The organism is Brenneria nigrifluens DSM 30175 = ATCC 13028, from assembly GCF_005484965.1.
Lineage (GTDB): Bacteria > Pseudomonadota > Gammaproteobacteria > Enterobacterales > Enterobacteriaceae > Brenneria > Brenneria nigrifluens.
In genome coordinates, this window is the sequence record NZ_CP034036.1 from 311,834 (window position 1) to 335,936 (window position 24,103).

At 57.9% G+C, this 24,103-nt stretch carries 23 protein-coding genes and 1 pseudogene; 15 read left to right on the forward strand and 9 right to left on the reverse strand.

The window, feature by feature from the left end:
* The first annotated feature begins 6 nt into the window (after positions 1 to 6).
* The 5 genes from EH206_RS01390 (at position 7) to EH206_RS01410 (ending at position 4,087) form a co-directional block, all read left to right on the forward strand.
* Positions 7 to 534, forward strand: coding sequence for a GNAT family N-acetyltransferase (locus EH206_RS01390; RefSeq protein WP_009111043.1), 528 nt, complete (start codon positions 7 to 9; stop codon positions 532 to 534).
* On the forward strand, positions 531 to 1,331 hold the full coding sequence (locus tag EH206_RS01395; protein ID WP_009111044.1) for an amino acid ABC transporter substrate-binding protein: 801 nt from the start codon (positions 531 to 533) through the stop codon (positions 1,329 to 1,331). Before EH206_RS01390 ends, EH206_RS01395 begins: the two co-directional genes overlap by 4 nt.
* A gap of 76 nt (positions 1,332 to 1,407) precedes the next feature.
* On the forward strand, positions 1,408 to 2,079 hold the full coding sequence (locus tag EH206_RS01400) for an amino acid ABC transporter permease (protein ID WP_040343583.1): 672 nt from the start codon (positions 1,408 to 1,410) through the stop codon (positions 2,077 to 2,079).
* A 9-nt stretch (positions 2,080 to 2,088) separates the two neighbouring features.
* Positions 2,089 to 2,850: an amino acid ABC transporter ATP-binding protein gene (locus EH206_RS01405; RefSeq protein ID WP_009111046.1), complete on the forward strand. Its 762-nt coding sequence runs from the start codon at positions 2,089 to 2,091 to the stop codon at positions 2,848 to 2,850.
* 79 nt (positions 2,851 to 2,929) lie between these two features.
* On the forward strand, positions 2,930 to 4,087 hold the full coding sequence (locus EH206_RS01410; protein WP_009111047.1) for a M20 peptidase aminoacylase family protein: 1,158 nt from the start codon (positions 2,930 to 2,932) through the stop codon (positions 4,085 to 4,087).
* Between the two features lie 116 nt (positions 4,088 to 4,203).
* Here the strand turns inward: EH206_RS01410 and EH206_RS01415 are convergent.
* The 7 genes and pseudogenes from EH206_RS01415 to hemC form a co-directional block, all read right to left on the reverse strand.
* Positions 4,204 to 4,499: pseudogene (locus EH206_RS01415) on the reverse strand (AAA family ATPase); the annotation flags it as partial.
* Between the two features lie 328 nt (positions 4,500 to 4,827).
* The gene (locus EH206_RS01420; RefSeq protein WP_040343584.1) at positions 4,828 to 5,586 is read right to left on the reverse strand and encodes a sulfite exporter TauE/SafE family protein; all 759 of its coding nucleotides are present in this window, start codon (positions 5,584 to 5,586) and stop codon (positions 4,828 to 4,830) included.
* A gap of 62 nt (positions 5,587 to 5,648) precedes the next feature.
* On the reverse strand, positions 5,649 to 5,951 hold the full coding sequence (locus EH206_RS01425; RefSeq protein WP_136163875.1) for an MmgE/PrpD family protein: 303 nt from the start codon (positions 5,949 to 5,951) through the stop codon (positions 5,649 to 5,651).
* Between the two features lie 469 nt (positions 5,952 to 6,420).
* The gene (gene hemY, locus EH206_RS01430; protein ID WP_009111049.1) at positions 6,421 to 7,632 is read right to left on the reverse strand and encodes a protoheme IX biogenesis protein HemY; all 1,212 of its coding nucleotides are present in this window, start codon (positions 7,630 to 7,632) and stop codon (positions 6,421 to 6,423) included.
* A 2-nt stretch (positions 7,633 to 7,634) separates the two neighbouring features.
* Positions 7,635 to 8,759 (reverse strand): uroporphyrinogen-III C-methyltransferase, encoded by a 1,125-nt coding sequence (hemX, locus tag EH206_RS01435; RefSeq protein WP_009111050.1) that lies wholly within the window; start codon positions 8,757 to 8,759, stop codon positions 7,635 to 7,637.
* Positions 8,760 to 8,783: 24 nt separating this feature from the next.
* On the reverse strand, positions 8,784 to 9,524 hold the full coding sequence (hemD, locus tag EH206_RS01440; protein WP_009111051.1) for a uroporphyrinogen-III synthase: 741 nt from the start codon (positions 9,522 to 9,524) through the stop codon (positions 8,784 to 8,786).
* Positions 9,521 to 10,462 carry a hydroxymethylbilane synthase gene (hemC, locus tag EH206_RS01445; RefSeq protein WP_040343586.1) on the reverse strand — a complete coding sequence of 314 codons (942 nt, stop codon included), beginning with the start codon at positions 10,460 to 10,462 and terminating at the stop codon, positions 9,521 to 9,523. The genes hemD and hemC overlap by 4 nt, the downstream gene beginning before the upstream one ends.
* A gap of 334 nt (positions 10,463 to 10,796) precedes the next feature.
* Here hemC and EH206_RS01450 point away from each other — a divergent pair, with 334 nt between their 5' ends.
* Together EH206_RS01450 and EH206_RS01455 are read left to right on the forward strand one after the other, a co-directional pair.
* Entirely contained in the window at positions 10,797 to 13,346 is a 2,550-nt protein-coding gene (locus tag EH206_RS01450) for a class I adenylate cyclase (protein ID WP_009111053.1), read from the forward strand.
* A 45-nt stretch (positions 13,347 to 13,391) separates the two neighbouring features.
* The gene (locus tag EH206_RS01455) at positions 13,392 to 14,564 is read left to right on the forward strand and encodes an MFS transporter (RefSeq protein ID WP_009111054.1); all 1,173 of its coding nucleotides are present in this window, start codon (positions 13,392 to 13,394) and stop codon (positions 14,562 to 14,564) included.
* A 13-nt stretch (positions 14,565 to 14,577) separates the two neighbouring features.
* Here the strand turns inward: EH206_RS01455 and cyaY are convergent, their stop codons facing one another.
* Positions 14,578 to 14,898, reverse strand: coding sequence for an iron donor protein CyaY (gene cyaY, locus EH206_RS01460; protein WP_009111055.1), 321 nt, complete (start codon positions 14,896 to 14,898; stop codon positions 14,578 to 14,580).
* 77 nt (positions 14,899 to 14,975) lie between these two features.
* On the opposite strand from cyaY, the gene lptM reads away from it, so the two are divergent.
* From lptM to EH206_RS01500, 8 genes are all read left to right on the forward strand, one after another.
* Positions 14,976 to 15,143, forward strand: coding sequence for an LPS translocon maturation chaperone LptM (lptM, locus tag EH206_RS01465; protein WP_009111056.1), 168 nt, complete (start codon positions 14,976 to 14,978; stop codon positions 15,141 to 15,143).
* A gap of 143 nt (positions 15,144 to 15,286) precedes the next feature.
* The gene (dapF, locus tag EH206_RS01470; protein WP_009111057.1) at positions 15,287 to 16,111 is read left to right on the forward strand and encodes a diaminopimelate epimerase; all 825 of its coding nucleotides are present in this window, start codon (positions 15,287 to 15,289) and stop codon (positions 16,109 to 16,111) included.
* A complete protein-coding gene (locus tag EH206_RS01475; RefSeq protein ID WP_009111058.1) occupies positions 16,108 to 16,815 on the forward strand; it encodes a DUF484 domain-containing protein in 708 nt (235 codons plus the stop codon). The genes dapF and EH206_RS01475 overlap by 4 nt, the downstream gene beginning before the upstream one ends.
* Positions 16,812 to 17,744 carry a tyrosine recombinase XerC gene (xerC, locus tag EH206_RS01480; protein ID WP_009111059.1) on the forward strand — a complete coding sequence of 311 codons (933 nt, stop codon included), beginning with the start codon at positions 16,812 to 16,814 and terminating at the stop codon, positions 17,742 to 17,744. The genes EH206_RS01475 and xerC overlap by 4 nt, the downstream gene beginning before the upstream one ends.
* A complete protein-coding gene (gene yigB / locus EH206_RS01485; protein WP_009111060.1) occupies positions 17,744 to 18,460 on the forward strand; it encodes a 5-amino-6-(5-phospho-D-ribitylamino)uracil phosphatase YigB in 717 nt (238 codons plus the stop codon). Before xerC ends, yigB begins: the two co-directional genes overlap by 1 nt.
* Positions 18,461 to 18,548: 88 nt before the next feature.
* On the forward strand, positions 18,549 to 20,711 hold the full coding sequence (uvrD, locus tag EH206_RS01490) for a DNA helicase II (protein WP_009111061.1): 2,163 nt from the start codon (positions 18,549 to 18,551) through the stop codon (positions 20,709 to 20,711).
* 335 nt (positions 20,712 to 21,046) lie between these two features.
* Positions 21,047 to 21,997: a magnesium/cobalt transporter CorA gene (gene corA, locus EH206_RS01495; RefSeq protein WP_009111062.1), complete on the forward strand. Its 951-nt coding sequence runs from the start codon at positions 21,047 to 21,049 to the stop codon at positions 21,995 to 21,997.
* Positions 21,998 to 22,106: 109 nt separating this feature from the next.
* Positions 22,107 to 23,165, forward strand: a complete 1,059-nt coding sequence (locus EH206_RS01500) for an AbrB family transcriptional regulator (RefSeq protein ID WP_009111063.1) — start codon at positions 22,107 to 22,109, stop codon at positions 23,163 to 23,165.
* On the opposite strand, the gene rarD is transcribed toward EH206_RS01500, so the two are convergent.
* A complete protein-coding gene (gene rarD / locus EH206_RS01505; RefSeq protein WP_009111064.1) occupies positions 23,131 to 24,060 on the reverse strand; it encodes an EamA family transporter RarD in 930 nt (309 codons plus the stop codon). The genes EH206_RS01500 and rarD overlap by 35 nt on opposite strands.
* Positions 24,061 to 24,103: the final 43 nt, after the last annotated feature.

The window sequence follows — 24,103 nt, forward strand, 5'->3', positions numbered from 1 at the left end:
GGGATCATGAGTACGGTATTTCGCCAGGCCACGTTGGAGGATGACGCGGCGTTTCTGGCATTGGCGTTGGCGGCTTTTGAGCCGATACGCCGGTTGGGGATCAATTTTTCCGCCGCCCATGCGGATATTGATATGGTGCGCAGGCATATCTCGTCGCACGGCGTGTATGTCATGGAGAGGGATGGCCATCTGGTATCGTCATTCTCTATCCGTTACCCCTGGGGGCCGGAGCCAGGCCCTTACGGTTTGCCGCATCTGGGCTGGTTCGCCACCCATCCGGACTATAAACAGCAGGGGCTGGGCCGGCAGATGATGGCCTGGCTGGAGCGGCATATTCTGATCGACCAGCTCAAGGCGCCGGCGGTGTCGTTGGGCACCGCGCAAAGCCACCCGTGGCTGCTTGAAATGTATAAACATTATGGTTTCAAAGAGGTCGGGCAGGCGGATTTAGGCAAAGGCCATCTGACCATTTTTATGGAAAAGATCCTTGATAACCATTCGTATAACCAGTGGAAAGAGAGAAATTCAAAATGATAAGGAAAAAATCAACGTTGTCCGTTTTAGCATTGGCCGCGGTCTTCCTGGTGGCGGGCTGTGATTCTCAGGATAAAGCCGCGCCCCAGGGCGAAAAAGTGTTGAGAGCCGGGTCCACCGGGCAGAGCTATCCCAGCGGCTTCAAGCAGGATAACAAGCTGATCGGTTTCGATATTGAAATCACCGAAGCCATCGCCAAGGAGCTGAACTATAAGGTCGAGTGGGTGACCGCCGATTTCAGCGGCCTGATGGGGCAGTTTGAAGCCGGCAAGCTGGATACGGTCGCCAACGTGGTGGCGATTACGCCGGTGCGTAAGGAGAAATATAACTTTGCCCAGCCCTATAGCTACTACGGCAGCCAGATCGTCACCCATAAGGACAACGCCGATATCAACACGCTGGATGACCTGAAAGGGAAAACGGTGGCGGGCGTGCTGGGGTCCAACCATATCAACAATCTGAAAAAAGCGTTTCCGGACGGCAGCGTAACCATCCGTACCTATGAAACCCGCGACGGCGCAATGAACGATGCGCTGTCCAAACGTGTGGAAGGCTATGTGAATTCCCGTCCGATTCTGCTGGCGGAAATCAACAAGCGTAACCTGCCGTTTAAGCTGGTGGGGGATTCGCTGGTGGTGGAAGAGGTCAGTTTCCCGTTCCATAAAACCGAGCAGGGCGACGTTCTGCGTAAACAGTTTGATGAACAACTGAGCAAAATGCGCGACGACGGACGACTGAAGGAGCTGTCGATTAAATATTTCGGTGAAGATATTACCACACCGCCGGCCGGGCATTAATCGCGCCGCCTCTCGACAATCTTAACGCCATCGGCGCGGCCTGCGCCGCACGATGGCGGTATCAATGGTATTACTGATGAATATCGATCTTGCCTACCTGCTAAAAGTCTTTCCCCAGGTGCTGCTTTATCTGCCGATGACGCTGTTGCTGGCGGTGGTTTCCATGTTTTTCGCCATGATCATCGGTCTGGTGCTGGCGCTAATCAGGGAAAGCAAGATAACGCTGGTGGTCAAACTGGTTGAGCTGTATATCTCGCTATTCCGCGGCATACCCTCTCTGGTGCAGCTGTTTATTATCTATTTCGGCTTGCCGCAGCTTTTCCCCGCGTTATCCGACCTGAGCGCCATGTCCGCGGCGATTATCGGCTTCAGTCTGAAAACGTCGGCCTACATGGCGGAGATATTCCGCGCGGCGCTGGCCTCGGTGGATTTCGGTCAAACGGAGGCCGGGTTATCGGTAGGGATGAGCAAAGCGCAGATTTACCGGCGGATTGTGCTGCCTCAGGCCATGCTCAATGCGTTGCCCGCCACCGGCAATACCTTTATCTCGCTGATCAAGGATACCTCGGTCGCGTTCGCGCTCGGCGTTTCCGAACTGTTCGCGGAAGGCAAGATGATCGCCGCGGAGTCGTTACGTTTCTTTGAGACCTTCCTGGTGGTCGGTCTAATTTACTGGCTGGTGATCATTGTTTACGCCTGGCTGCAAAAGCAGCTGGAAAAGAAACTGAATCACTCGCTGCAGCGATAGGGAGCTGAAATGATCAGTGTAAAGCATCTGACTAAACGCTTTGGCGATCAGGTGGTATTGGATGATATCAGTCTGAATATCGCCCAGGGAGAAGTGGTGGCCGTTATCGGCCCGTCCGGCTCGGGCAAATCCACCCTGCTGCGCTGCCTGAACCTGCTGGAAAAGCCGCAGGCGGGGACGATAGAGATTGGCGGGCAAGTGCTGGATACGCGCCGCTACTCCGGCAAAGAGGCGTACGCGCTGCGCCGCCAGACCGCCATGGTGTTCCAGAACTACAACCTGTTCAAGAATAAGACGGCGCTGGAAAATATCACCGAAGCGCTGATCGTGGTGAAGAAAATGGCTAAAAAGCAGGCCGATGAGCTAGGCATGGCGCTGCTGGAACAGGTGGGTTTATTGCCGCAGGCGGCGCAGTATCCGGTGACGCTGTCCGGCGGACAGCAGCAGCGCGTCGGCATCGCCCGGGCGCTGGCGGTGGATCCGAAAGCCATCCTGTTTGATGAACCGACCTCGGCGCTGGATCCGGAACGGGTGCACGAAGTGTTGCAGGTGATTAAAAAACTGGCGAAAAACAACACCACCATGGTCATCGTCACCCATGAGATGCAGTTCGCGCAGGAGGTGGCGGACCGGGTTATCTTTATGGCGGACGGCCATATCGTTGAAGAAGGCCCGGCGGAAAAAGTGATCAGCTTTTCCGATAATCCGCAGACGCAGCGTTTCTTACGCCAGTTGACCAATCTTCCCGATCCGGTCGAGTTCGACATTTAACCGAAAAATAAAGCAGCACCTGCACGCCCCTGAGCGGGCGGCTCTGTTAAGCGGAGCAGACAATGTGGAGTAAGCATTAATGAAAACAGCATCTCAGCATCAGCCGTTGGCGCAGTTTATTCAGGCATTTCGCCACGACCTGCATCAACACCCGGAATTATCGAATCAGGAATTTGAGACCACCGCAAAAATCAGAGCCGCACTGGAAAAGGAAGGGATTCGCGTGCTCGATCTGCCGCTGAAGACCGGCCTGGTGGCGGAAGTCGGCGGGCAGCAGGACGGCCCGCTGGTGGTGGTGCGCTCTGATATCGACGCCCTGCCGATTGAAGAAGAGTCCGGCGTGGACTTTTCCTCAACCCGTAAAGGGGTAATGCATGCCTGCGGGCACGATTTCCACTCTTCCGCCGCGCTGGGCGCCGCCATTCTGCTGAAAAAAATCGAGCCGGAACTGAAAGGCACGGTGCGCATTTTGTTTCAGGCCGCCGAGGAAACGGGACTGGGGGCGCCGGAGGTGATTGCCACAGGCGCGCTGGACGACGCGGCGGCGATCTTCGGCATTCATAACGATCCCACGCTGCCGGTGGGGGTGATCGGCGGTAAAGAGGGCGCGCTGACCGCCGGCGTGGACCGCTTTGAAATCAAAATCGCCGCCAAAGGCTGTCATGCGGCGAAACCGCACGAAGGCAACGATCCCATCGTTATTCTGGGCCAGTTGATTTCCGCGACGCAGACGATTATCAGCCGCAGCGTCCCGTCGGACAACAATGCGGTGGTGTCGATAACGCAGGTGCACAGCGGCAGCACCTGGAACGTGATCCCGGATACCGCCTATGTGGAAGGCACGGTAAGAACCTTCAGCCAGGATGTGCGCGAGTTGATTGAACAGCGCTTTCGCCAGATTGCGGCCGGGATTGCCGCGACCTTTGGCGCGGAAATCGAGTTTATCTGGCATGCCGGGCCGCCGTCGGTGGTCAATACGGCGCAGTGGGTCGACTTCGCGCTGAACGTGGCGGACCAAGAGGGGTTCGAAGCGCGGCGCATTGAGGCCAGCCCCATCGGCGAGGATTTCGCCTTCTATCAGCAGAAGCTGCCGGGAACCTTTATGATGGTGGGTTCCGGCGGCCCGTACGCGCTGCATCACCCCAAATTCCGCGTTGACGATCGCGCGCTGTTCCCCACGGCGCACTACCTGTATCAGCTGGCGAAGCAGAGTCTGGAACAGCTGGCGTCCCGCTGAGTTCCGGCATTGATTACTATTCTGTCGCGAGATGGAGACGATTAACTTATTGATATAACATAAATTAATCGCTCCATTCTGATTCCGTCTCCGCCGGGCGACAGTTCGCCTCGCCGTTAATGGCTGAGTATCTGATCGAGGAACTGACGGGTACGCGGGCTGGTTGAAGAAGGTTTGCGGCGGCGCGGATTCGGTCACGCCGCCGTCGGCCATCAGGATCACCTTATCCGCCACCGTTTTGGCAAAGCCCATTTCATGGGTGACCACGATCATGGTCATACCGCTCTCCGCCAGGTCGAGCATCACGTCCAGCACTTCTTTAATCATTTCCGGGTCCAGCGCCGAGGTCGGTTCGTCAAACAGCATGATTTCCGGCTGCCATACATAAGGCGCGCGCAATCACCACGCGTTCCCCTTTGGCCACGTTCAGCGATACGTTGTTCAGCGCCTGAAACCCGCCATACCATTTGCTGACGGATGTGATTTCAATCACCGGCGCGGCGGAAAGCGAACTACTCATGACAAGGATCCGTGGTTAAGCGTTTCAGGATTGCGGCCGGCATCAATGCGTTTTTCCACCCACAGCTGTATTTATTTATTTTTTGTTTATGGTGCTCCTTTGTATACCAATGTTCTTAATGCCCTATTTAAATAGCAAATTTCACTATGCAAAGAAAAATAGTGGATATAGCAAGAAAAGCTTTGGTTGATATAGGAAAATTACCGTGGCATGCCGCGAATTACGCCCAGCCCTTGATGCCCTGCCAGAGTAGCTGAGCGCTGAGGATGACCATCGTCAGGCGAAAGGCGGTGCGAAACGACCTTTCGGGCAGGTTATCCAGCAGCCGGGTGCCGAGCCAGGTGCCCAGCACGCCGCTGGCGATCATGGCGATCAGCATCGGCAACCAACTGGCGTAGGCAAAGCCCATCAGGCCGAAGGCGAGGATTTTCAGGCTGTGTTGCAGCACCATACAGGTGGCGTGGGTGGCGATCAGCGGTTGTTTGGTCAGCCCCTGCGAACCGATCAGCGCGGCGACCAGCGGGCCGGTCGCCCCGACGATCATGGTGCCGATACTGGTCACCGCCCCGCCGAGAATAAAGAACGGACGGTTTATCTTTTTGGGCGGCGCGCGCTTATGAAACACCGACCACAGAATAAACAGCGCCAGAGCGATTTTGGCCACGCTGTCCGGGATCCAGGCCGCGACCGGCGCGCCGAGCGCGATGCCCGCGGCGCTGCCGATAAAAAACCACAGCACCAGCGGCCATACCACGTACAGACGTTGCATCAGCGTACGGCTTAGATTCGAACCGAGCTGCACAATGCCGTGTACCGGCAACAGGCTGCTGACCGGCATACCCAATCCCATGATCGCCAGCAGCGTCACGCCCCCGCCCAGCCCCAGCGCGGCGGTCAACGCCGAGGTGAGAAAACTGCAAAACACCAGTATACCGGCAAACAGCGGTGAAATTTCCGGCGGGATCAGGTTAAGCATCATAAACAGTCTCGTAATAATGCGACGGACCATGCCGTCGCCTGCCGTCGGGCAGATGAATAAGATTAGCGAAAATTATCCTGCAACAGACGTTGATACAGCGCCTGGGCCGCTTCAGACGGCATCGCCCGGCTGGCGCAATCGAGGAATTTCTGTTTAATCAGGCCGTCCGGCAACGGATTGTCGGCGCTGGAGCCGCGCGCTCCCGCCACGTAATGGCTAAGGCGCCGTCCATCCTCGGTAATTAGCGTAACCTGCGCGCTGTGGGTAATGCTTTCATCGTGGCAGGTTAGCCCGACTTTTGCCATCAGCGCGTTGGTGGCGGGTTCGTTGAACGCGGCGGCGTCGATAAAGTCATCCAGCGTCAGCCGGCCGTCTCAAAATGGAGACATTTAACTCATTGATAACTATAAATAGTCTGTTTGTTTTTTTGAAACGTCGCTGAATGGCGACGATTGACGCGGACCAGGTCCGATTTTCCCGTTAAGCCTGCACGGTGCAGGGGGGAGCCATAATAAATAATTATATCGTTTTCAGCGGCTAATCCGCCGCCTGTTTCTTTTCCCGATATGATTGAATATATGGCATGGAAAGTGCATAATTCTCGACGTAGATGCTCATTCCACCTTCTATGTTTGCTCCGGCTTCATAATCCTGGGAATGACGCAGAGCCAATTTAAGGTGCCTATGGTCCAATTCCAGATGAAGATGCGAATCTCCAGCGGATTTTTCGGACACAACGTTGAGTGAGGCACCAATCGTTGTCTTAAAGACCTGATTTTTTCAACGCTTACCGTTAACGGTAAGCGTTTTTTTTTGGGGCTTTACAGGCGCCGGTCAGGCGCCCTGTTGCGGCGGTTCGGCGGCGGATTGCAGCGTCAGCATCAGGCCTGTTTGCCGCATTTGCGCCGCTTCGTCGGGCAGATGCAGGCGATCGAGCGCATCGGCGCGCCAGGCGTAATCATAGGCGTCCGGGCGCTGCTCCAGCGCGGCGCGGAAAGCGTCGCTGGCCTGCTGCCATTCGCCATGCTTCATCAATAGCTGTCCCAGCGTGCTGTTCAGCAGCGGCGTGGCGCCCTGCTGTTTGATCTGCTGGTGCAGCATTTTTTCCAGCTGATCGGGGTTGCCCGTCTTCAGCCGCGGCATCAGCAACACCAGCCGCTCGTCGTACTGGCGCTTTAGCCCGTCGAGAATGATTTTCTGGGCGGTATCGTGATCGTCGCATTCGATAAGGTGCTCCGCCATCGCCACCTGCAAGGGAACTTCATGGCGCACTTTACGGCTTTGGTTATTCCACCACTGTTTCAGCCCTTCGCTGCCGCCGTCCGCCATGGACTGATTCATCAGGCCGATGTAGGCCTGTTGCTGCAGGCTTTGCAACTGCTCTTCATCATGCAGGTGCGTTTTGCGCATCGCGGGCAGAATATCCAGCAGCGCGCCGTAGGCGCTGGTGCGCAGAAAAGCCTGCTCGGCCAGACGCAGCACTTCCGGGTGGCGCGGGGCGACTTCCAGCAGGCGGTCGACGCCATGACGGGCCGCGTGATCCTCATGCCGCGCCAGTTGGATGCGCACGCGGGTAATATCCACCGGCAGTTGATCGCTATCGGCGATTTCCGCGGCGCGCTCCAGATATTGTTTGGTGCGGAAATCATCGCCGCGCTGCTGAGCCGCTTCCGCGGCCAGCAGGTAGTTAACCACCGGCTGCTCGGCGTGATCGGCATTGCGGGTGAGTAATTTTTCCACCTGGAGATAATCGCCTTCCGCCAGCTTGAGCAGCGCGGCCTTGGTCTGTTTTCTGGCCCGGCTGCGTTTGCGCCCCAGAAGCCAGCCGCGGGTGCGGGCGCCGGTATGGAAAATACGGCGGATAATCCATTCGATGACCAGCAGAGCGAGGAACGCCAATACCAGGATGATCGCCAGGCCCGTTACGCTGGTTTCAATATTGTAGCTGTCCGTTTGAATCAGTACGTATCCCTGGTGGCCCGCGACCATCGGTCCGAGTACTACACCGGCGATCAGGATAAGAAACAACAGCAGAAGCTTCAGCATGTTCAGCCCTCCTGCCGTGTCGCTGGCGACTGAGTCAGTAAGTTGCGTACCCGCGTCTGCATCAGTTTTTCCAGTAACGGCTGGCTTTGCAGTTCGGTGGGAACATCCATCGACACCGATTGCTGGCTTAGTTCATCGAGCTGATCGAGAAACGCCTGGGTGCTGGGATCGCTGGTATCGAAGTAGGCTCTCACCCAGGTAGAGGCGGTTTCCAGCGATTGTTTATAGGTTTCGTTCTGATGACGCGGGATCGCCTGGGCGGCGACCAGCAGGCGCGAGCGGATATTCTCACGCAGATAAACGTCCTGGCTCGGCGCCAGCAACGGTTCGGCGGCGCTGTCGCGGCGGCGAATGGTGATAAACTCCGCCAGGAAGTTATGCCAGCTTTTGCTGAGGTTTTGCCGCCATTCGCTGAGGGAGGCGGAGAGTTCGGTGCTGTTTTCATCCATCGGCGCTTCATCGCTGTTGTTGTCGGCAAGGCGCAGGTTATCCACCTGATCGGTCAGCTGATTAACCTTAAGGATGATGCCGTCGAAATCTATCTGGCTGACGCCCGCCAGCGCGCTGATATCGCCGGTGAGCGCGCGGCGGATTTCAATCACGCTGGGGTCATTCATTTCCGCCAGGCTGGCGTCCGCGCTTTTCAGCAGCGCGCCGGCGGTGGTGACGTCCTTGTCGCTCCACAGCTTGCGGCCCGCCAGTTTCACCAGAAAATCCGCCTGCGCCAGCAGCCAGACGTTGGTGTCCTGATTGGACAAGGCCGCCAGTTTTTCGCTCATTTCATCCGTCTGCCGGGTCAGGGCGTTAAGGCGCTGCCCGGCGGCATCCTGTGCTTTGGTCTGCTGTTGCAGCGCGTCCTGCCACTGCTGCTGTTGCTGTTTGTGCTGCTGTTGCAGCGCGCTCAACTGTGACTCCAGACTCTGGATGGCGGCCGCTTCCTGCCGATCTTGTTGATGAGTGTAGTAATAAAGTCCGCCGCTAAGCGCCAGCGCGATAATGATAGCCAGCGTTCCCAGCACGATTCCGCTTCGTTTGGCCGGCTGCGGCGCGGGTTCCTGCTGATGCGCGGGTTCAACCCGTTCTGCAACCTCTTCAGATGGGGTCGTGGGGGTATTGTGTTCCGTCATAAAAGGTACATCCCATGATCAGGTTTATTGTAGTGCGCGCATAAGCGCATCGTTGTCGGCATTATCTGCTACCCGAATATTACGCCAGCCTAACCGGCGGGCCTGGGCGGCCAGACGTTCGCTAACCACTATCAACTGGCAACCCAGTAACCAGGAAGCCCGATAGTAATCAGGAACTAAAGTATAGATCCGTTGCAGCATTTCTCCGCTGGTGATCACCAGTTTGTCGACGCCGGCCTGCTGCCAGTGGCGGCTTTGCTCCGCTCCGTCGTAATAAACCGGGCTGCGCTGATAGCATTCACAGTAACTGACCTGCGCTCCCCGCTCGGCGAGCGTGCCGCCCAGCAATTCCCTGCCGCCGTTACCCCGTAATAATAGCGCCTGTTTGCCATTAACATGCCGTAGTTCGGGTAATTGCAGTAACGTTTCGCTGGTTTCGCTTGGCGACGGGTAGGCGACGGGCCGGGCGGTGACGGTATGCAGCGCCAACGCGGTGGTCCGGCCGATGGCGAAATAGGCCGCCGCTTGCGGCCAGCCCGTCCCGCTTCGGGCCAGCAGCGGGTCGGCGTAGTCGATGGCGTGCCGCGACAGCGCAAACAGCAGATCGCCGGGGCGCAACGCCGCCAGCCGCGCGGGCAGTTGCGCCAGTTCGCGGCCCGGTGAAAATTCAATCAGCGGGCTGTGGTAAGCGCTGTAGCCCAGCTTTCTCAAACGGGTCACCAGTTGCTCACCGGCCGGTGACGGACGGGTAACCAGAATCGTCATGATGAAGGGGTTTCCTGATAGATCGCCTGAAGGATCTCCCCGGCGCCCTGCGCCAGCAAATCTTCCGCCAGCGCGGTGCCGATCCGCTCCGCGTCGGCGGTTTTTCCTCTACGCTCGCCGCTAATGATTCTGCTGCCGTCCGGCGCGCCGACCAGCGCGCGCAGCCACAGAGTATCGCCGTCCAGTTCGGCGTAGCTGCCGATGGGAACCTGGCACCCTCCTTCCAGGCGCAGGTTCATCGCCCGCTCGGCCAGCACGCGCGAGGCGGTATCGGCGTGATTCAGCGGGGCCAGAAGCCGGCGGGTGCGTTTATCGTCCAACCGGCATTCAATGCCGATCGCCCCTTGCCCCACCGCCGGCAACGACGTTTCCGGGCTTAACGGGCAGCGGATGCGCTCTTCCAGCTTCAGGCGTTTTAATCCGGCCACCGCCAGGATAATCGCATCATACTCGCCCGCGTCCAGCCTGGCTAAGCGGGTTCCCACGTTCCCCCGCAAATTGCCGATGATCAGGTCGGGGCGCCCCGCCCGCAGCTGGCACTGGCGGCGCAGGCTGGACGTCCCCACGCGGCTGCCGGCGGGAAGCTGCTCAAGGCCGGCATAGCGATTGGAGACAAAGGCGTCGCGCGGGTCGTCACGCTCACAGATGGTCGCCAGGCCAAGGCCTTCAGGGAATTCGGCCGGCACGTCTTTCATGGAGTGAACGGCGATATCGGCGCGGCCTTCAAGCAGCGCCAGTTCCAGTTCTTTAACAAATAACCCCTTGCCGCCGACTTTGGCTAACGGGGTATCCAGAATGATGTCGCCGCGGGTCACCATCGGCACCAATTCGACCTGAAGCTCCGGATGGGCGACGTTCAGGCGCTGTTGAACATATTGTGCTTGCCACAGCGCAAGCGGGCTCTGGCGAGTAGCAATTCTAATAATATTGTCTAACATGCTTGATACCGTTTTTATCTTTTCCACCATCGTATCACCGATGGTGCGCCAGTGTCAGGTTGCGGACACCGGTGTAGCGCTTTAAAACGAAAGGGGCAAAACGGTGTCTGAAAAGTATGTGGCGGGTTGGATTGAGCGGACGAGAACTAAAATCGTAGTGAAAGCAAGATAAAACGCGCTTGCTTTCTTTACTTTCTTTACGCGTAATCCGCAAGGTGTTAAATTGATCACGTTTCCAGCAATATTTTGTCAAACATTCCTATAATTTTACTTTTGGCAAAGTGGAAATACGGGGTTTTTTCTAGGCACTGGGACAATCATCAGGCGAAACGTCTTGTACTTTTACATCGAGACTTTGAAGCAAAGACTGGATGCGATCAACCAACTGCGCGTTGACCGTGCTCTGGCCGCAATGAAGCCCGCTTTTCAGCAGGTTTACAGTCTTTTGCCGATTTTACTACATCATCATCACCCATTGATGCCGGGCTACGTTGAGGGCAAGGTTCCTCACGGCGTCTGTTTTTACACGCCTGATGAAAAGCAGCGGCGCTACCTGGATAATATCGAATTAAGGTGGGGGCCCTGTGCGGATTCGCATGAGCAGGGCGAACTGCCGATTACCGGCGTCTACTCCATGGGCAGCACCTCATCCATCGGCCAGAGCTGTAGCTCCGATCTGGATATCTGGGTTTGCCATCAATCCTGGCTGGACAACGAAGAGCGCCAGCGGTTGCAGAAAAAATGCACGCTGCTGGAAGAGTGGGCGGCGGTGCAGGGAGTGGACGTCAGCTTCTTCCTGATGGATGAAAACCGTTTCCGCCACAATGAAAGCGGCAGTCTGGGCGGCGAAGACTGCGGCTCCACCCAGCATATTCTGTTGCTCGACGAATTCTATCGCACGGCGGTCCGCATGGCGGGCAAGCGTATTTTGTGGAATATGGTGCCGGTGGAAGAAGAACCCCATTACGATGAGTATGTGCTGTCGCTGTATGCGCAGGGCGTACTGGCGCCGAACGAGTGGCTGGACCTGGGCGGGCTGAGTACGCTTTCCGCGGAAGAGTATTTCGGCGCCAGCCTGTGGCAGCTGTATAAAAGTATCGACTCCCCCTACAAGGCCGTGTTGAAAACGCTGCTGCTGGAAGCCTATTCCTGGGAGTATCCCGATACGCATCTGCTGTCCATGGATATCAAAAAACGGCTGCATAACGGCGAGATCGTCTCTTTCGGTCTGGATCCTTACTGCATGATGCTGGAGCGGGTGACGAACTATCTTACGCAGATAAATGATCAAACCCGGCTGGATCTGGTGCGCCGATGTTTCTACTTAAAAGTCTGTGAAAAACTCTCGCGCGAGCGCGCCTGCGTGGGCTGGCGCCGCCAGATTCTGCAGCAACTGGTGCAGGAGTGGGGCTGGAGCGATGAGCATCTGGCGATGTTGGACAATCGGGCAAACTGGAAAATAGAACGGGTACGGGAAGCGCACAACGAACTGCTGGATGCGATGATGCAAACCTACCGCAACCTGATCCGCTTCGCCCGCCGTAATAATCTGAGCGTCAGCGCCAGCCCGCAGGACATCGGGGTGTTGACCCGTAAGCTGTATGCCGCATTCGAAGCGTTGCCGGGCAAGGTGACGCTGCTCAATCCGCAGATTTCCCCCGATTTGTCCGAGCCGGATCTCACCTTTATCTACGTACCGGCGGGGCGCGCCAACCGTTCCGGCTGGTATCTGTACAATCAGGCGCCCTCGATGGATGCCATCATCAGCCATCAGCCGCTGGAATATAACCGCTACCTGAATAAACTGGTGGCCTGGGCCTACTTTAACGGACTGTTGACGCCGAGTACGCGCCTGCATATCAAAGGCAGCGATCTGTGCGATATTACCCGCCTGCAGGCGCTGGTGGCCGACGTCGCGCGGCATTTCCCGCTGCGTCAGCCCGCGCCGACGCCGAAGGCGCTGTACAGCCCGTGTGAAATTCGCCATTTGGCGATCATCGTCAATCTGGAATACGATCCCACCGCGGCTTTCCGCAATCAGGTGGTGCATTTTGATTTCCGGCAGATGGACGTTTTCAGCTTCGGCCAGCAGCAGCAATGCCTGATCGGCAGCATTGATTTGCTGTACCGCAACTCATGGAATGAAGTGCGTACGCTGCATTTCAGCGGCGAGCAGGCGATGCTGGAGGCGCTGAAAACCATTCTGGGCAAGATGCACCAGGATGCCGCGTTGCCGGAGTCGCTGGAGGTGTTCTGCTACAGCCAGCATTTGCGCGGGCTTATCCGCACCCGGGTGCAGCAGCTGGTCTCGGAGTGCATCGAGTCGCGCCTGACCAGCACGCGTCAGGAGCCGGGCCGCTTTAAAGCGGTGAAAGTGGCCGGCCAAACCTGGGGACTGTTTTTCGAACGGCTGAGCGTGTCGGTGCAGAAGCTGGAAAACGCCGTTGAATTCTATGGCGCGATTTCCAACAACAAGCTGCAGGGCGTACAGGTCGAAACCAACCACGTACACCTGCCGCCGGTTATCGATGGCGTCGCCAGCGAAGGCATCATCCAGTTCTTCTTTGAGGACGTGGTCGAGAATCAGGACTTTAATATCTATATTCTCGACGAGTCCAACCGGGTTGAGGTGTATCACCACTGCGAGGGCAGCAAGGAGGAACTGGTGCGTGACGTCAGCCGTTTCTACTCGTCGTCTCATGACCGCTTTACCTACGGTTCCAGCTTTATCAACTTCAACCTGCCGCAGTTTTATCAGATTGTGCAACTGGACGGCAGAACCCAGGTGATCCCGTTCCGCAGTAGCGCGCTTTCTCACCTGTGCATTACCCCGGTGGTCAATGATGCTTCCAGGGCGATGCCGCAGCGGCTGCAAATACTTTAATTTTCTCAACAACGATTTTTCAGCGCATTCACCAAGGGAATCGCCATGGATAGGTTGCAACGCAGAAACTTGATATTGCTGGCGCTGGGACAGGGGCTGACGGGCAGCATCATCTCGCTGATGACCCTCTCTTCCACCCTGGTCGGTATCCTGATGGCGCCGATCCCGCTGCTGACCACCCTGCCGATTACCGCCACCGTCTGCGGCGCCACGCTGATGATTTACTCGGTTTCTTCGCTGATGGCGAAATACGGCAGAAAAAACGCCTTTATCATCGGCACGGCGCTGGGCGTCGCCGGATCGCTGCTGGCTGCGTTGGCGATCGTGCTGAAAAACTTTCCCCTGTTTGTGCTGGCGGCCTTTGTGCTGGGGATGTCCTGTGCCTTTAATCAATATTACCGCTTTGCCGCCGCCGAGGTGTTCAGCGATAACCACCAGAAAAACGGCGCGATTTCCTGGGTGATCAGCGGCGGCATCCTGGGCGGTTTTCTCGGTCCGGCCGCCGCCAGCCACTCTTCCGATTTCTGGCCGCTGTATCCGTTTCTCGGCAGTTTTCTGGTCGCGGCGCTGATCTGCATCGTAACGGCCCTGCTGCTGCTGGGCCTGAAGCTGCCGCAGGCGGCGGTGAACATCGGAACCGAAAAAAGCGCGGAGCCGCTCTCTGCGGTTTTGAAAAGCCGGGCGTTTATCCTCGGCACGGCCAGCTGTACCGCCGGTTTTGTGGTGATGACGCTATTGATGAATTCCGCTCCGCTGGCGATGCATCGGCACCATTTTTCCGTCAGCAGCAGCGCCATGGTGCTGCAGTGGCACTTTGTCGCTATGTATGCCCCGGCGCTGGTGCTGGCGCTGCTGGCCAAAAGATTGAGCGCCGGCACGGTGGTAGCGACGGGGATTATCTGTAACTTAATCGGCATCGCGCTGGCGATGAACGGCCTCACCTTCTGGCACTTCCTCTCCTCGCTGATTATGTTCGGCGTGGGCTGGGCGTTTATGTTCAACGGCGGCACATTTATGCTGAATGCGTTTTCCCATTCGGCGCATAAGGCCCGGATTCAGGGCATCAACTCGCTGGTTATCAGCCTGCCCAATGCGCTGGCCTCGCTGTCGGCGGGCAGCATGATGGCGTTCGCCAGCGGCTGGCCGCTGGTGAATATCGTGAGCGTGGTCATTCTGCTGGCAACGGTGCTGATGCTGTTGCTGATGCGACGTAAATAGTAGGGTCCGGGGGCTAGCTGAAGTGCACGCTTTCCCCGGCCTGCGTTGAGCAGGCGCGGGACAGCAGCGCCCAAAAATCCTCCCCGCCGCGATCGCACACCCAGCGCCGATCTTGGTAATTGAAATGATATCCCCCCGACCTGGCGGCCAGCCAGATCTGGTGCAGCGGCTCCTGCCGGTTAATCACGATTTTGCTGCCGTTTTCAAAGGTTAGCGTCATCACGCCGCCGTTGGTTTCATAATCGATATCGGCATCGCCGGCAAATTGATCCAGCCTTTCTTCCAGCTGAAGCAGCAATTCGTCGGCTAATTGGTGGAACTCGCTATCGTTCATTTTCGATTCCTATTGATTTTCATGATCCACCTGCGATTATAGAGAGCATGCATGTATGAATTACAGGTCTTAATGTTATGAAAAAAGTATTTCGCCGGTTTTTTCTGGCGTTATCGTTGCTGAGTCTGTTCGGATGCGGCTTGAAAGGGCCGCTTTATTTTCCGCCGGAGCAACAATCGGCAGCGCCGAACGCTCAGCAGCAGGATGCGAATCACGCACGGCAACACTCGTCCGTGCAGCGGTAGTCGGCGATGGCGCGTCTACGCCCCATCGCTTTTAAGGGGTATATACGCCGCTGCAGCCGAAAAGGGTGCAGAGTAATCATAATTTTATAACAGGTCACGATAGCGTTTTTACCGCGCCCGGTTAAGCCAGCGGAGTCAGGATAATGCAGTTCGCTAAAATGCACGGATTAGGCAATGATTTCATGGTTGTTGATGCCGTTACGCAAAATGTTTATTTTTCACCCGAACTGATCCGCCGTTTGGCGGATCGGCATTGTGGCGTCGGCTTCGATCAACTTCTTGTGGTGGAGCCGCCGTACGATCCCGAGCTGGATTTTCATTACCGTATTTTTAACGCCGACGGCAGCGAGGTGGCGCAGTGCGGCAACGGCGCCCGCTGTTTTGCCCGTTTTGTGCGCCTGAAAGGGTTGACCAGCAAGCGCGATATCGCGGTGAGCACCCAGACGGGGAGAATGGTGCTCAGCGTCACCGACGACGATCTGGTCCGCGTCAATATGGGAGAACCCAATTTTGATCCGCAGCAGATCCCGTTTCGCGCCATAAAAGCGGAAAAAACCTACATTATGCGCGCCGAAGAGCACACCGTACTCTGTGGCGCGGTATCCATGGGCAACCCGCACTGCGTGATCCAGGTCGAGGATGTGGCGACCGCCAACGTCGAGGTGCTGGGGCCGCTGCTGGAAAATCATGAGCGTTTCCCGGAACGTGCTAATATCGGATTTATGCAGGTTATCGATCGCCAAAACATTCGCCTGCGGGTGTATGAGCGCGGCGCCGGCGAAACCCAGGCCTGCGGCAGCGGCGCTTGCGCCGCCGTGGCGGTGGGCATTCAACAGGGTCTGTTGTCCGCGCAGGTCCGGGTGTCGCTGCCGGGCGGCGATTTGCAGATCCACTGGGAGGGGCCGGGGCATCCGCTATTTATGACCGGTCCTGCAACGCATGTTTACGATGGATTTATTCATTTATGAAGAATGTCGAGGAGCAGGCAGAGCGCCGGGTCGCACTCAGTGACGATATGGTTTTGCAGTTCCTGCAACAGAATCCCGATTTTTTTATCCGTAATGCCCGGCAAATCGAGCAGATGCGCATACCGCATCCCGTCAGGGGAACGGTATCGCTGGTGGAGTGGCAGCTGGCGCGCCAGCGGCACCACATCACCCAGCTTGAGGAGGAAATCACGCTGTTGATGGAACAGGCCGGGGCGAACGAATTGTTGTTTAACCGCTTACTGAACCTGCAAACGGAACTGGCCTCCGCGGATAGCCTGCTGGATATGCTCGACCGGCTGCAGCGCTGGGCGCGCAAGCTGGGGCTGGCGGGGGCGTCGGTTCGCCTGTTCAGCGACAAATGGCGGATCGGCGCGCCCTCCGACTTTACCCATTTATCCCTGAATCGTTCCCTGTTCGAGCCCCTGCGTATTCAGCGCCTCGGCCAGGCCAGCCATTATCTGGGCAGCCTGAACGGCCCGGAACTGCTGCTGCTGTTGCCGCAGGCGAAGCAGATTGGTTCGGTGGCCTTGTCGATGATGGGTGAAAACCACGATCTGGGGCTGCTTATTTTTTCCAGCCGCGACAGCCATCACTACCAGGATGGTATGGGGACCGTGCTGCTGCAACAGCTGGCGACGACCATGCTGCCGGCCATGCTGGAGCGCTGGGTTGAACGGATATGAGCCAGCCTGACTCACCGGCCGCTTCATCGCTATCGCCGTTGCAGTCGCCGGTTGACGACTTCCTGCGCTACCTGAAGGTCGAGCGCCAACTGAGCGGGTTGACGCAAATCAGCTATGCGCGCCAGTTGACGGCGGCGATCGCCATCGTCGCGGCGACCGGCGTCGATGACTGGCGGCGCCTGGACGCGGCCGGCGTGCGCGCGGTGGTCTCCCGCAGTAAACGGGATGGGCTGCACGCCGCCAGTCTGGCGCTGCGCCTGTCCGCCCTGCGCAGCTTTCTCGACTGGATGGTGTCGCGCGGCGTACTGGGCGCGAATCCGGCCAGGGGGGTGTCTACGCCCCGCGCCGGACGCCATCTGCCCAAAAATATGGATGTGGATGAGATGAACCGCCTGCTGGATATCGATCTTGACGATCCGCTGGCGGTGCGCGATCGGGCCATGTTGGAGGTGATGTATGGCGCCGGACTGCGTCTGGCCGAGCTGGTGGGGATGGATTGCCGCCACGTCGACCTGGATAGCGGCGAAGTATGGGTAATGGGCAAGGGCAGCAAAGAGCGCAGGCTGCCGATGGGGAAAACGGCGGTCGCTTGGCTGGCGCGCTGGCTGGAGCTGCGCGAGCTGTTCGGGCCGCAGGATGAGGCGATTTTTATTTCCAATCAGGGGCGGCGCATCTCCATGCGCAATGTGCAAAAGCGCTTTGCCGAGTGGGGGGTAAAACAGGGGGTAAACAGCCATGTTCACCCGCATAAGCTGCGGCACTCTTTCGCCACCCATATGCTGGAGTCCAGCGGCGATTTACGGGCGGTGCAGGAATTGCTCGGCCATGCCAACCTTTCCACCACGCAGATTTATACCCATCTGGACTTTCAGCATTTAGCTTCCGTGTATGATGCCGCGCATCCACGCGCCAAACGGGGAAAAACCTGATGCATTTTTACCGACCGCTGGGTGAAATTCGGGCGATCACTTTCGATCTGGACGACACGCTATACGATAACCATGATGTGATACGGCGTACCGAGCGGGAGTCGATAGACTTTCTGCAGCGCTACCATCCCGCCCTGCAGGATTTTCAGCTAACGGATTTCCACCGCCTGCGCAACGAACTACGGCAACGGGAGCCGGAAATCTATCATGACGTTACCGAATGGCGGCGGCGTACGGTCGAGCGGGCGCTGACGGACATCGGCCTGAACGCCGACCAGGCGGCGCGGGGCGCGCAGGCGTCGATGGAAAACTTCGCTTTCTGGCGCAGCCGGATCGGCGTGACGCAAGAGACGCACCGCACGCTGGCGGCGCTGGCCGCGCGTCTGCCGCTGGCGGCGATCACCAACGGCAATGCCGAACCGCATCTGTTCGGTCTGGACGGCTACTTCAGGTTTATTCTGCGCGCCGGCCCGCACGGCCGCGCCAAGCCGTTCGCCGATATGTACCGTCTGGCGGCGGAAAAACTCGATCTGCCGCCGAGCGGTATTTTGCATGTGGGGGACGATCTCACCGCCGACGTCGCCGGCGCGCTGCGCTGCGGGCTACAGGCGTGCTGGATCAACCTGCGGCAAGGCAACCTGATGCGCATTGATGACGCGCGCCTGCTACCGCATCTTGAAATTTCCCGGTTGGCATCGCTGACGGCGTTGTTATAATCACCGGTATAGATGCTGTATAAATAATCAGTGGGAATCGGTCTCCTTGGCGGCGATCCGGTTTCCCGTCAACGGATAACCGATACCTATGGACGTTTCTGCTCTGCTCGATGGCCTCAACGACAAACAGCGTGACGCGGTAGCCGCGCCGCGCGGCAATTTATTGGTGCTGGCCGGGGCGGGCAGCGGCAAGACGCGGGTGCTGGTGCATCGTATCGCCTGGCTGCTGGCGGTGGAAAACTGTTCGCCGTACTCCATTATGGCGGTGACCTTTACCAACAAGGCGGCGGCGGAAATGCGCCACCGCATCGAACACTTGATCGGCACCAGCCAGGGCGGCATGTGGATCGGCACTTTCCACGGGCTGGCTCACCGTCTGCTGCGCGCCCACCATCTGGACGCCGGACTGCCGCAGGATTTCCAGATTCTCGACAGCGAAGATCAGCTGCGTTTGCTCAAGCGTCTGATTCGGGCGCTGAATCTGGATGAGAAGCAGTGGCCGCCGCGTCAGGCGATGTGGTACATCAACGGCAAAAAAGACGAAGGTTTGCGTCCCCAACATATCGAAAGCTACGGCAATCCGATAGAGCAGACCTGGCAACGGGTTTATCAGGCCTATCAGGAAGCCTGCGACCGCGCCGGGCTGGTGGATTTCGCCGAGTTGCTGCTGCGAGCGCACGAGCTGTGGCTGAATAAACCGCATATCCTGAACCATTACCGCGAGCGCTTCGGCAATATTCTGGTGGACGAATTTCAGGATACCAATCGCATTCAATACGCCTGGATCCGCATGCTGGCGGGCGACAGCGCCCGGGTGATGATTGTGGGCGACGACGATCAGTCGATTTACGGCTGGCGCGGCGCGCAGGTGGAAAATATTCAGCTGTTCTTGCAGGATTTCTCCGGCGCGGAAACTATCCGCCTGGAGCAGAACTACCGTTCCACCAGCAATATCCTCAAGGCCGCCAATGCGCTTATCGCCCATAACGGCGGCCGGCTGGGCAAAAATCTGTGGACGGACGGGGCGGACGGCGAACCGATTTCTCTCTACTGCGCGTTTAACGAACTGGACGAAGCGCGCTTTGTGGTCAACCGGATTAAAGTCTGGCAGGAAAACGGCGGCGCGCTGAACGATAACGCCATTTTATACCGCAGTAACGCCCAGTCGCGCGTGCTGGAAGAGGCGCTGCTGCAGCAGAATATGCCGTACCGTATCTATGGCGGCATGCGCTTCTTCGAACGTCAGGAAATCAAGGACGCCCTGTCGTACCTGCGTCTGATCGCCAACCGTAATGACGACGCCGCGTTTGAACGGGTGGTGAATACGCCGACGCGCGGCATCGGCGACCGCACGCTGGACGTGGTGCGTCACACCGCCCGTGACCGGCAGTTGACGCTATGGCAGACTACCCGCGCGTTGTTGCAGGAAAAAGTGCTGGCGGGCAGGGCGTCCGCCTCGCTGCAGCGCTTTATCGAACTGATTGACGCGCTGGCTGATGAAACCGCCGAACTGCCGCTGCACGTGCAGACCGACCGGGTGATCAAGGATTCCGGCCTGTGGAGCATGTACGAACAGGAAAAAGGCGAAAAAGGGCAGGCGCGGGTGGAAAACCTGGAAGAGCTGGTTACCGCGACGCGGCAGTACAGCTATCAGGATGAAGATCAGGACCTGATGCCGCTACAGGCGTTTTTGTCCCATGCGGCGCTGGAAGCGGGCGAGGGGCAGGCGGACGCCTATCAGGACGCGGTACAGCTGATGACGCTGCACTCGGCCAAAGGGCTGGAGTTCCCGCAGGTATTTATCGTCGGGATGGAAGAGGGCATGTTCCCCAGCCAGATGTCGCTCGACGAAGGCGGACGGCTGGAAGAGGAGCGGCGTCTGGCCTATGTGGGGGTGACGCGCGCCATGCGGAAACTGACCCTGACGTATGCGGAAACCCGCCGTTTATACGGCAAAGAGGCCTATCACCGCCCCTCGCGTTTCGTCGGGGAACTGCCGGCGGAGTGCGTCGAGGAAGTCCGGCTGCGCGCCAGCGTGTCGCGCCCGGTGAACCATCAGCGCCTCGGCACGCCGATAAGCGACAGCGACAGCGGCTACCGGCTGGGCCAGCGGGTGCGGCACGGCAAATTCGGCGACGGCACCATCGTCAATCTGGAAGGCAGCGGCGACCATTGCCGCATTCAGGTGGCCTTTCAGGGGCAGGGCATTAAATGGCTGGTGGCGGCCTATGCCCGGCTGGAAGTGGTGTGAAACGATAAATCGCGCATCGTTGCATTATTCGCCGCTCTTCGAGTTGACAGCCTTTTTCATCTCGGCGTAACATGCGCGCATCATTATTCCCGGAGGACCCACGCCTTGGACGCACCCAGTCGATGCTGGCTCAATAACCTGATCATTAGGTACAACTTCTAAGGCTATCTTCCCGTTGCTGATAGCCTTCGTGGTTGTCGGCGATGTCGTTCATCATGTCGCTACGAGTCAGCTCCGTCGAACGGACTGAAACCTGCCGGTGACGTTTTCACCTCTGTTTCTGTGTTTCAAGCGCGCGTTGTCCATCTCTGTTACTGAAAAGGGAGCTATGGCCTATGCTGAGCGCATTTAAACTGGACAACTGTCGTCTATCCCGTCTGGAACTGGATGATGCCGACGATCTGACCTCGTCCGTCTGGGTCGATTTAATCGAGCCGGAAGACGGCGAGCGCGAAAAAGTACAACAAGAGCTGGGACAGAGTCTGGCGACCCGGCCGGAACTGGAGGACATCGAGGCGTCCGCGCGTTTCTTCGAGGATGAGGACGGCTTGCATATCCACTCCTTCTTCTTTTTTGAAGACGCCGAAGATCATGCCGGCAACGCCACCGTGGCGTTTACCATCCGCGAGGGACGCCTGTATACGCTGCGCGAGCGCGAACTGCCGGCGTTTCGCCTGTACCGCATGCGCGCCCGCAGCCAAACGATGGTCGACGGCAATGCCTATGAACTGCTGCTGGATTTGTTTGAAACCAAAATCGAACAGCTGGCCGATGAAATCGAGAACATCTACAGCGATCTGGAATCCCTGAGCCGCATCATCATGGAAGGGCGCCAGGGAGACGAATACGACGATGCGCTGTCCACGCTGGCCGAACTGGAAGACGTGGGCTGGAAGGTGCGCCTGTGTCTGATGGATACCCAGCGCGCGCTGAACTTTCTGGTGCGCAAGGCCCGTTTGCCCTCCGGCCAACTGGAACAGGCGCGCGAGATCCTGCGCGATATCGAATCCCTGCTGCCGCACAACGAATCGCTGTTCCAGAAGGTCAACTTCCTGATGCAGGCGGCGATGGGCTTCATCAATATTGAACAGAGCCGCATTATCAAGATCTTCTCGGTGGTTTCCGTGGTGTTCCTGCCGCCGACGCTGGTGGCGTCCAGCTACGGGATGAACTTTGAATTTATGCCGGAGCTGAAGTGGTCGTTCGGCTATCCGGGGGCGATTGTGCTGATGATCCTGGCGGGTCTGGCGCCTTATCTCTATTTCAAACGCAAGAACTGGCTCTGAAGCCCGTGGCGCGCGATGTGGTTCGGTAACTTGATTAATTTTATATTAATTATTCGGCTAATCTGTTTAGAATGACGGCAATGGTTTATTGCAGAAATAGGTTGTGCGCATGAGAAGGGTTTCACCCTTGATGCAATGGGGGATCCTGCTGTCGGTCTCGCTGATACTGGGCTTCGGACTGCAGATCTACCACGTTCCGGCGGCCCTGTTGCTCGGCCCCATGCTGATTGGCGCGGCGATGGGGCTGAACGGCGCCACCATCCGCATTCCCCCCGCCTTCTTTTCCGCCAGCAATGCGGTGCTGGGCTGCCTGGTGGCGCAAAGCCTCTCCCTTTCCATTCTGAGTCCCCTACTCGACAGCTGGCTGCTGGTGCTGTTTATTTTGCTGGCGACCCTTGCCGGCAGCGGACTTTCCGGCTGGCTGCTGGTGAAATTCAGCGATTTGCCCGGCACCACGGGCACCTGGGGCGCTTCTCCCGGCGGCGCGTCGGCTATGGTCGCCATGGCGGGGGAGTTTGGCGCGGATGTGCGGCTGGTCGCCTTTATGCAGTATCTGCGGGTGCTGATGGTGACGGCGGCGGCGGCTTTTGTCGCCCGTATCAGCCTGGGAGAGGAAGCGGCGGAGAACAGCGCCATGCTGGTGTGGTTTCCGATGCTGGACTGGCGTTTTCCCGCCACCCTGTGCGTCGCGTTCGGCAGCGCCTGGCTCGGCAAACTTTTACATATTCCCTCGGCCGCCCTGCTGGCGCCGATAATTGTCGGTTCGCTGTTGCATTCAAACGGCATATTGGCGTTGCAGACCCCGGAATGGCTGCTGGCCCTGGCCTATGCGTTTATCGGCTGGAGCGTCGGGCTGTGTTTTACCCGCCCGATATTTCTGCTGGCGATACGCACGCTGCCGCAGATGATGGCGTCGATTGTCGGACTGATGCTGCTGTGCGGCGCGTTGGCGCTGATGATTACCCGCTTTCTGCCGGTCGATCTGCTGACGGCCTATCTGGCCACCAGCCCGGGCGGGCTGGATTCCATCGCCATTATCGCCGCCGGCAGCCGGGTCGATATGGCGTTTGTGATTGCCATGCAGACGCTGCGGCTGTTCTCCACCTTGATTTTCAGTCCGCTGCTGTCGCGTTTTATCTCGCGCCGCGTAGATCTCGTTGCGACCTGATATCAGACCGCCGCCGTTTACGCTGGGTATAAAGCGCATCGAGAATAAACAGCGCCAGCGCGCTCCAGATAAAGGCAAAGGTCACCAGTTTGTCGCTGCTGAAGGTTTCGCCATAAAAAACGACCGCCAGCAAAAACATCATCGTCGGTCCGAGATACTGGAAAAACCCCAGCGTGGAGAGGCGCAGATAAGAGGCCGCGGCGGTAAAAAACAGCAGCGGTACGGTGGTGATGATCCCCGCGGAGACGAACAGCGTATTCAGCGTCCAGCTATTGTCCGTCATATGGCTGCTGGGGCTGTCGACAATAAAAAACAGGTAGATGGCGGCCATCGGCAGCAGCCACAGCGTTTCAATCAGCATTCCGGTCTGGCTGTCGACGCCGATTTTTTTACGCAGCAGGCCGTAGAAGGCGAAGCTGAACGCCAGCCCCAGGGCAACCAGCGGCAGCGAGCCAAAGGTCCAGAGCTGGACCAGCACGCCGGAAACGGCCAGTAAAACCGCCAGCCATTGCAGACGGCGCAAGCGCTCGCCCAGAAAGATGACCCCCAGCATGACGTTGACCAGCGGGTTGATGAAGTAGCCCAGACTGGCTTCCAGCATATGGTGGTTATTGACCGCCCAGATATACAGCAGCCAGTTGCTGGCGATTAATATGGCGGAGAGCGCCAGTAGCAGCAGGTGTTTGACGTTGCGGCAGGCATAACGCACCTGATGCCATTTCCAGCTGATGCTCAACAGGATCAGCATAAAGAAAAACGACCAGATAATCCGGTGGGCCAGTATTTCATCGGCGGGGATATGTTCAAGCAGCTTGAAATAAACCGGGGCGATCCCCCAGATAAGATAAGCGCCGAGAGCGAAAAAGATCCCCTTGCGGGCTTGCTGCGCATCCATTGATGATGACTCGATAAAACGGCGGAAAAAGAGAAGTTTACCC

Excerpts from the sequence above, each read along its gene's own strand:
- EH206_RS01390 (WP_009111043.1), top strand. The coding sequence starts at position 7 with ATGAGTACGGTATTTCGCCAGGCCACGTTGGAGGATGACGCGGCGTTT.
- EH206_RS01395 (WP_009111044.1), top strand. The coding sequence starts at position 531 with ATGATAAGGAAAAAATCAACGTTGTCCGTTTTAGCATTGGCCGCGGTC.
- EH206_RS01400 (WP_040343583.1), top strand. The coding sequence starts at position 1,408 with ATGAATATCGATCTTGCCTACCTGCTAAAAGTCTTTCCCCAGGTGCTG.
- EH206_RS01405 (WP_009111046.1), top strand. The coding sequence starts at position 2,089 with ATGATCAGTGTAAAGCATCTGACTAAACGCTTTGGCGATCAGGTGGTA.
- EH206_RS01410 (WP_009111047.1), top strand. The coding sequence starts at position 2,930 with ATGAAAACAGCATCTCAGCATCAGCCGTTGGCGCAGTTTATTCAGGCA.
- EH206_RS01420 (WP_040343584.1), bottom strand. The coding sequence starts at position 5,586 with ATGATGCTTAACCTGATCCCGCCGGAAATTTCACCGCTGTTTGCCGGT.
- hemY (WP_009111049.1), bottom strand. The coding sequence starts at position 7,632 with ATGCTGAAGCTTCTGCTGTTGTTTCTTATCCTGATCGCCGGTGTAGTA.
- hemX (WP_009111050.1), bottom strand. The coding sequence starts at position 8,759 with ATGACGGAACACAATACCCCCACGACCCCATCTGAAGAGGTTGCAGAA.
- hemD (WP_009111051.1), bottom strand. The coding sequence starts at position 9,524 with ATGACGATTCTGGTTACCCGTCCGTCACCGGCCGGTGAGCAACTGGTG.
- hemC (WP_040343586.1), bottom strand. The coding sequence starts at position 10,462 with ATGTTAGACAATATTATTAGAATTGCTACTCGCCAGAGCCCGCTTGCG.
- EH206_RS01455 (WP_009111054.1), top strand. The coding sequence starts at position 13,392 with ATGGATAGGTTGCAACGCAGAAACTTGATATTGCTGGCGCTGGGACAG.
- cyaY (WP_009111055.1), bottom strand. The coding sequence starts at position 14,898 with ATGAACGATAGCGAGTTCCACCAATTAGCCGACGAATTGCTGCTTCAG.
- lptM (WP_009111056.1), top strand. The coding sequence starts at position 14,976 with ATGAAAAAAGTATTTCGCCGGTTTTTTCTGGCGTTATCGTTGCTGAGT.
- dapF (WP_009111057.1), top strand. The coding sequence starts at position 15,287 with ATGCAGTTCGCTAAAATGCACGGATTAGGCAATGATTTCATGGTTGTT.
- EH206_RS01475 (WP_009111058.1), top strand. The coding sequence starts at position 16,108 with ATGAAGAATGTCGAGGAGCAGGCAGAGCGCCGGGTCGCACTCAGTGAC.
- xerC (WP_009111059.1), top strand. The coding sequence starts at position 16,812 with ATGAGCCAGCCTGACTCACCGGCCGCTTCATCGCTATCGCCGTTGCAG.
- yigB (WP_009111060.1), top strand. The coding sequence starts at position 17,744 with ATGCATTTTTACCGACCGCTGGGTGAAATTCGGGCGATCACTTTCGAT.
- uvrD (WP_009111061.1), top strand. The coding sequence starts at position 18,549 with ATGGACGTTTCTGCTCTGCTCGATGGCCTCAACGACAAACAGCGTGAC.
- corA (WP_009111062.1), top strand. The coding sequence starts at position 21,047 with ATGCTGAGCGCATTTAAACTGGACAACTGTCGTCTATCCCGTCTGGAA.
- EH206_RS01500 (WP_009111063.1), top strand. The coding sequence starts at position 22,107 with ATGAGAAGGGTTTCACCCTTGATGCAATGGGGGATCCTGCTGTCGGTC.
- rarD (WP_009111064.1), bottom strand. The coding sequence starts at position 24,060 with ATGGATGCGCAGCAAGCCCGCAAGGGGATCTTTTTCGCTCTCGGCGCT.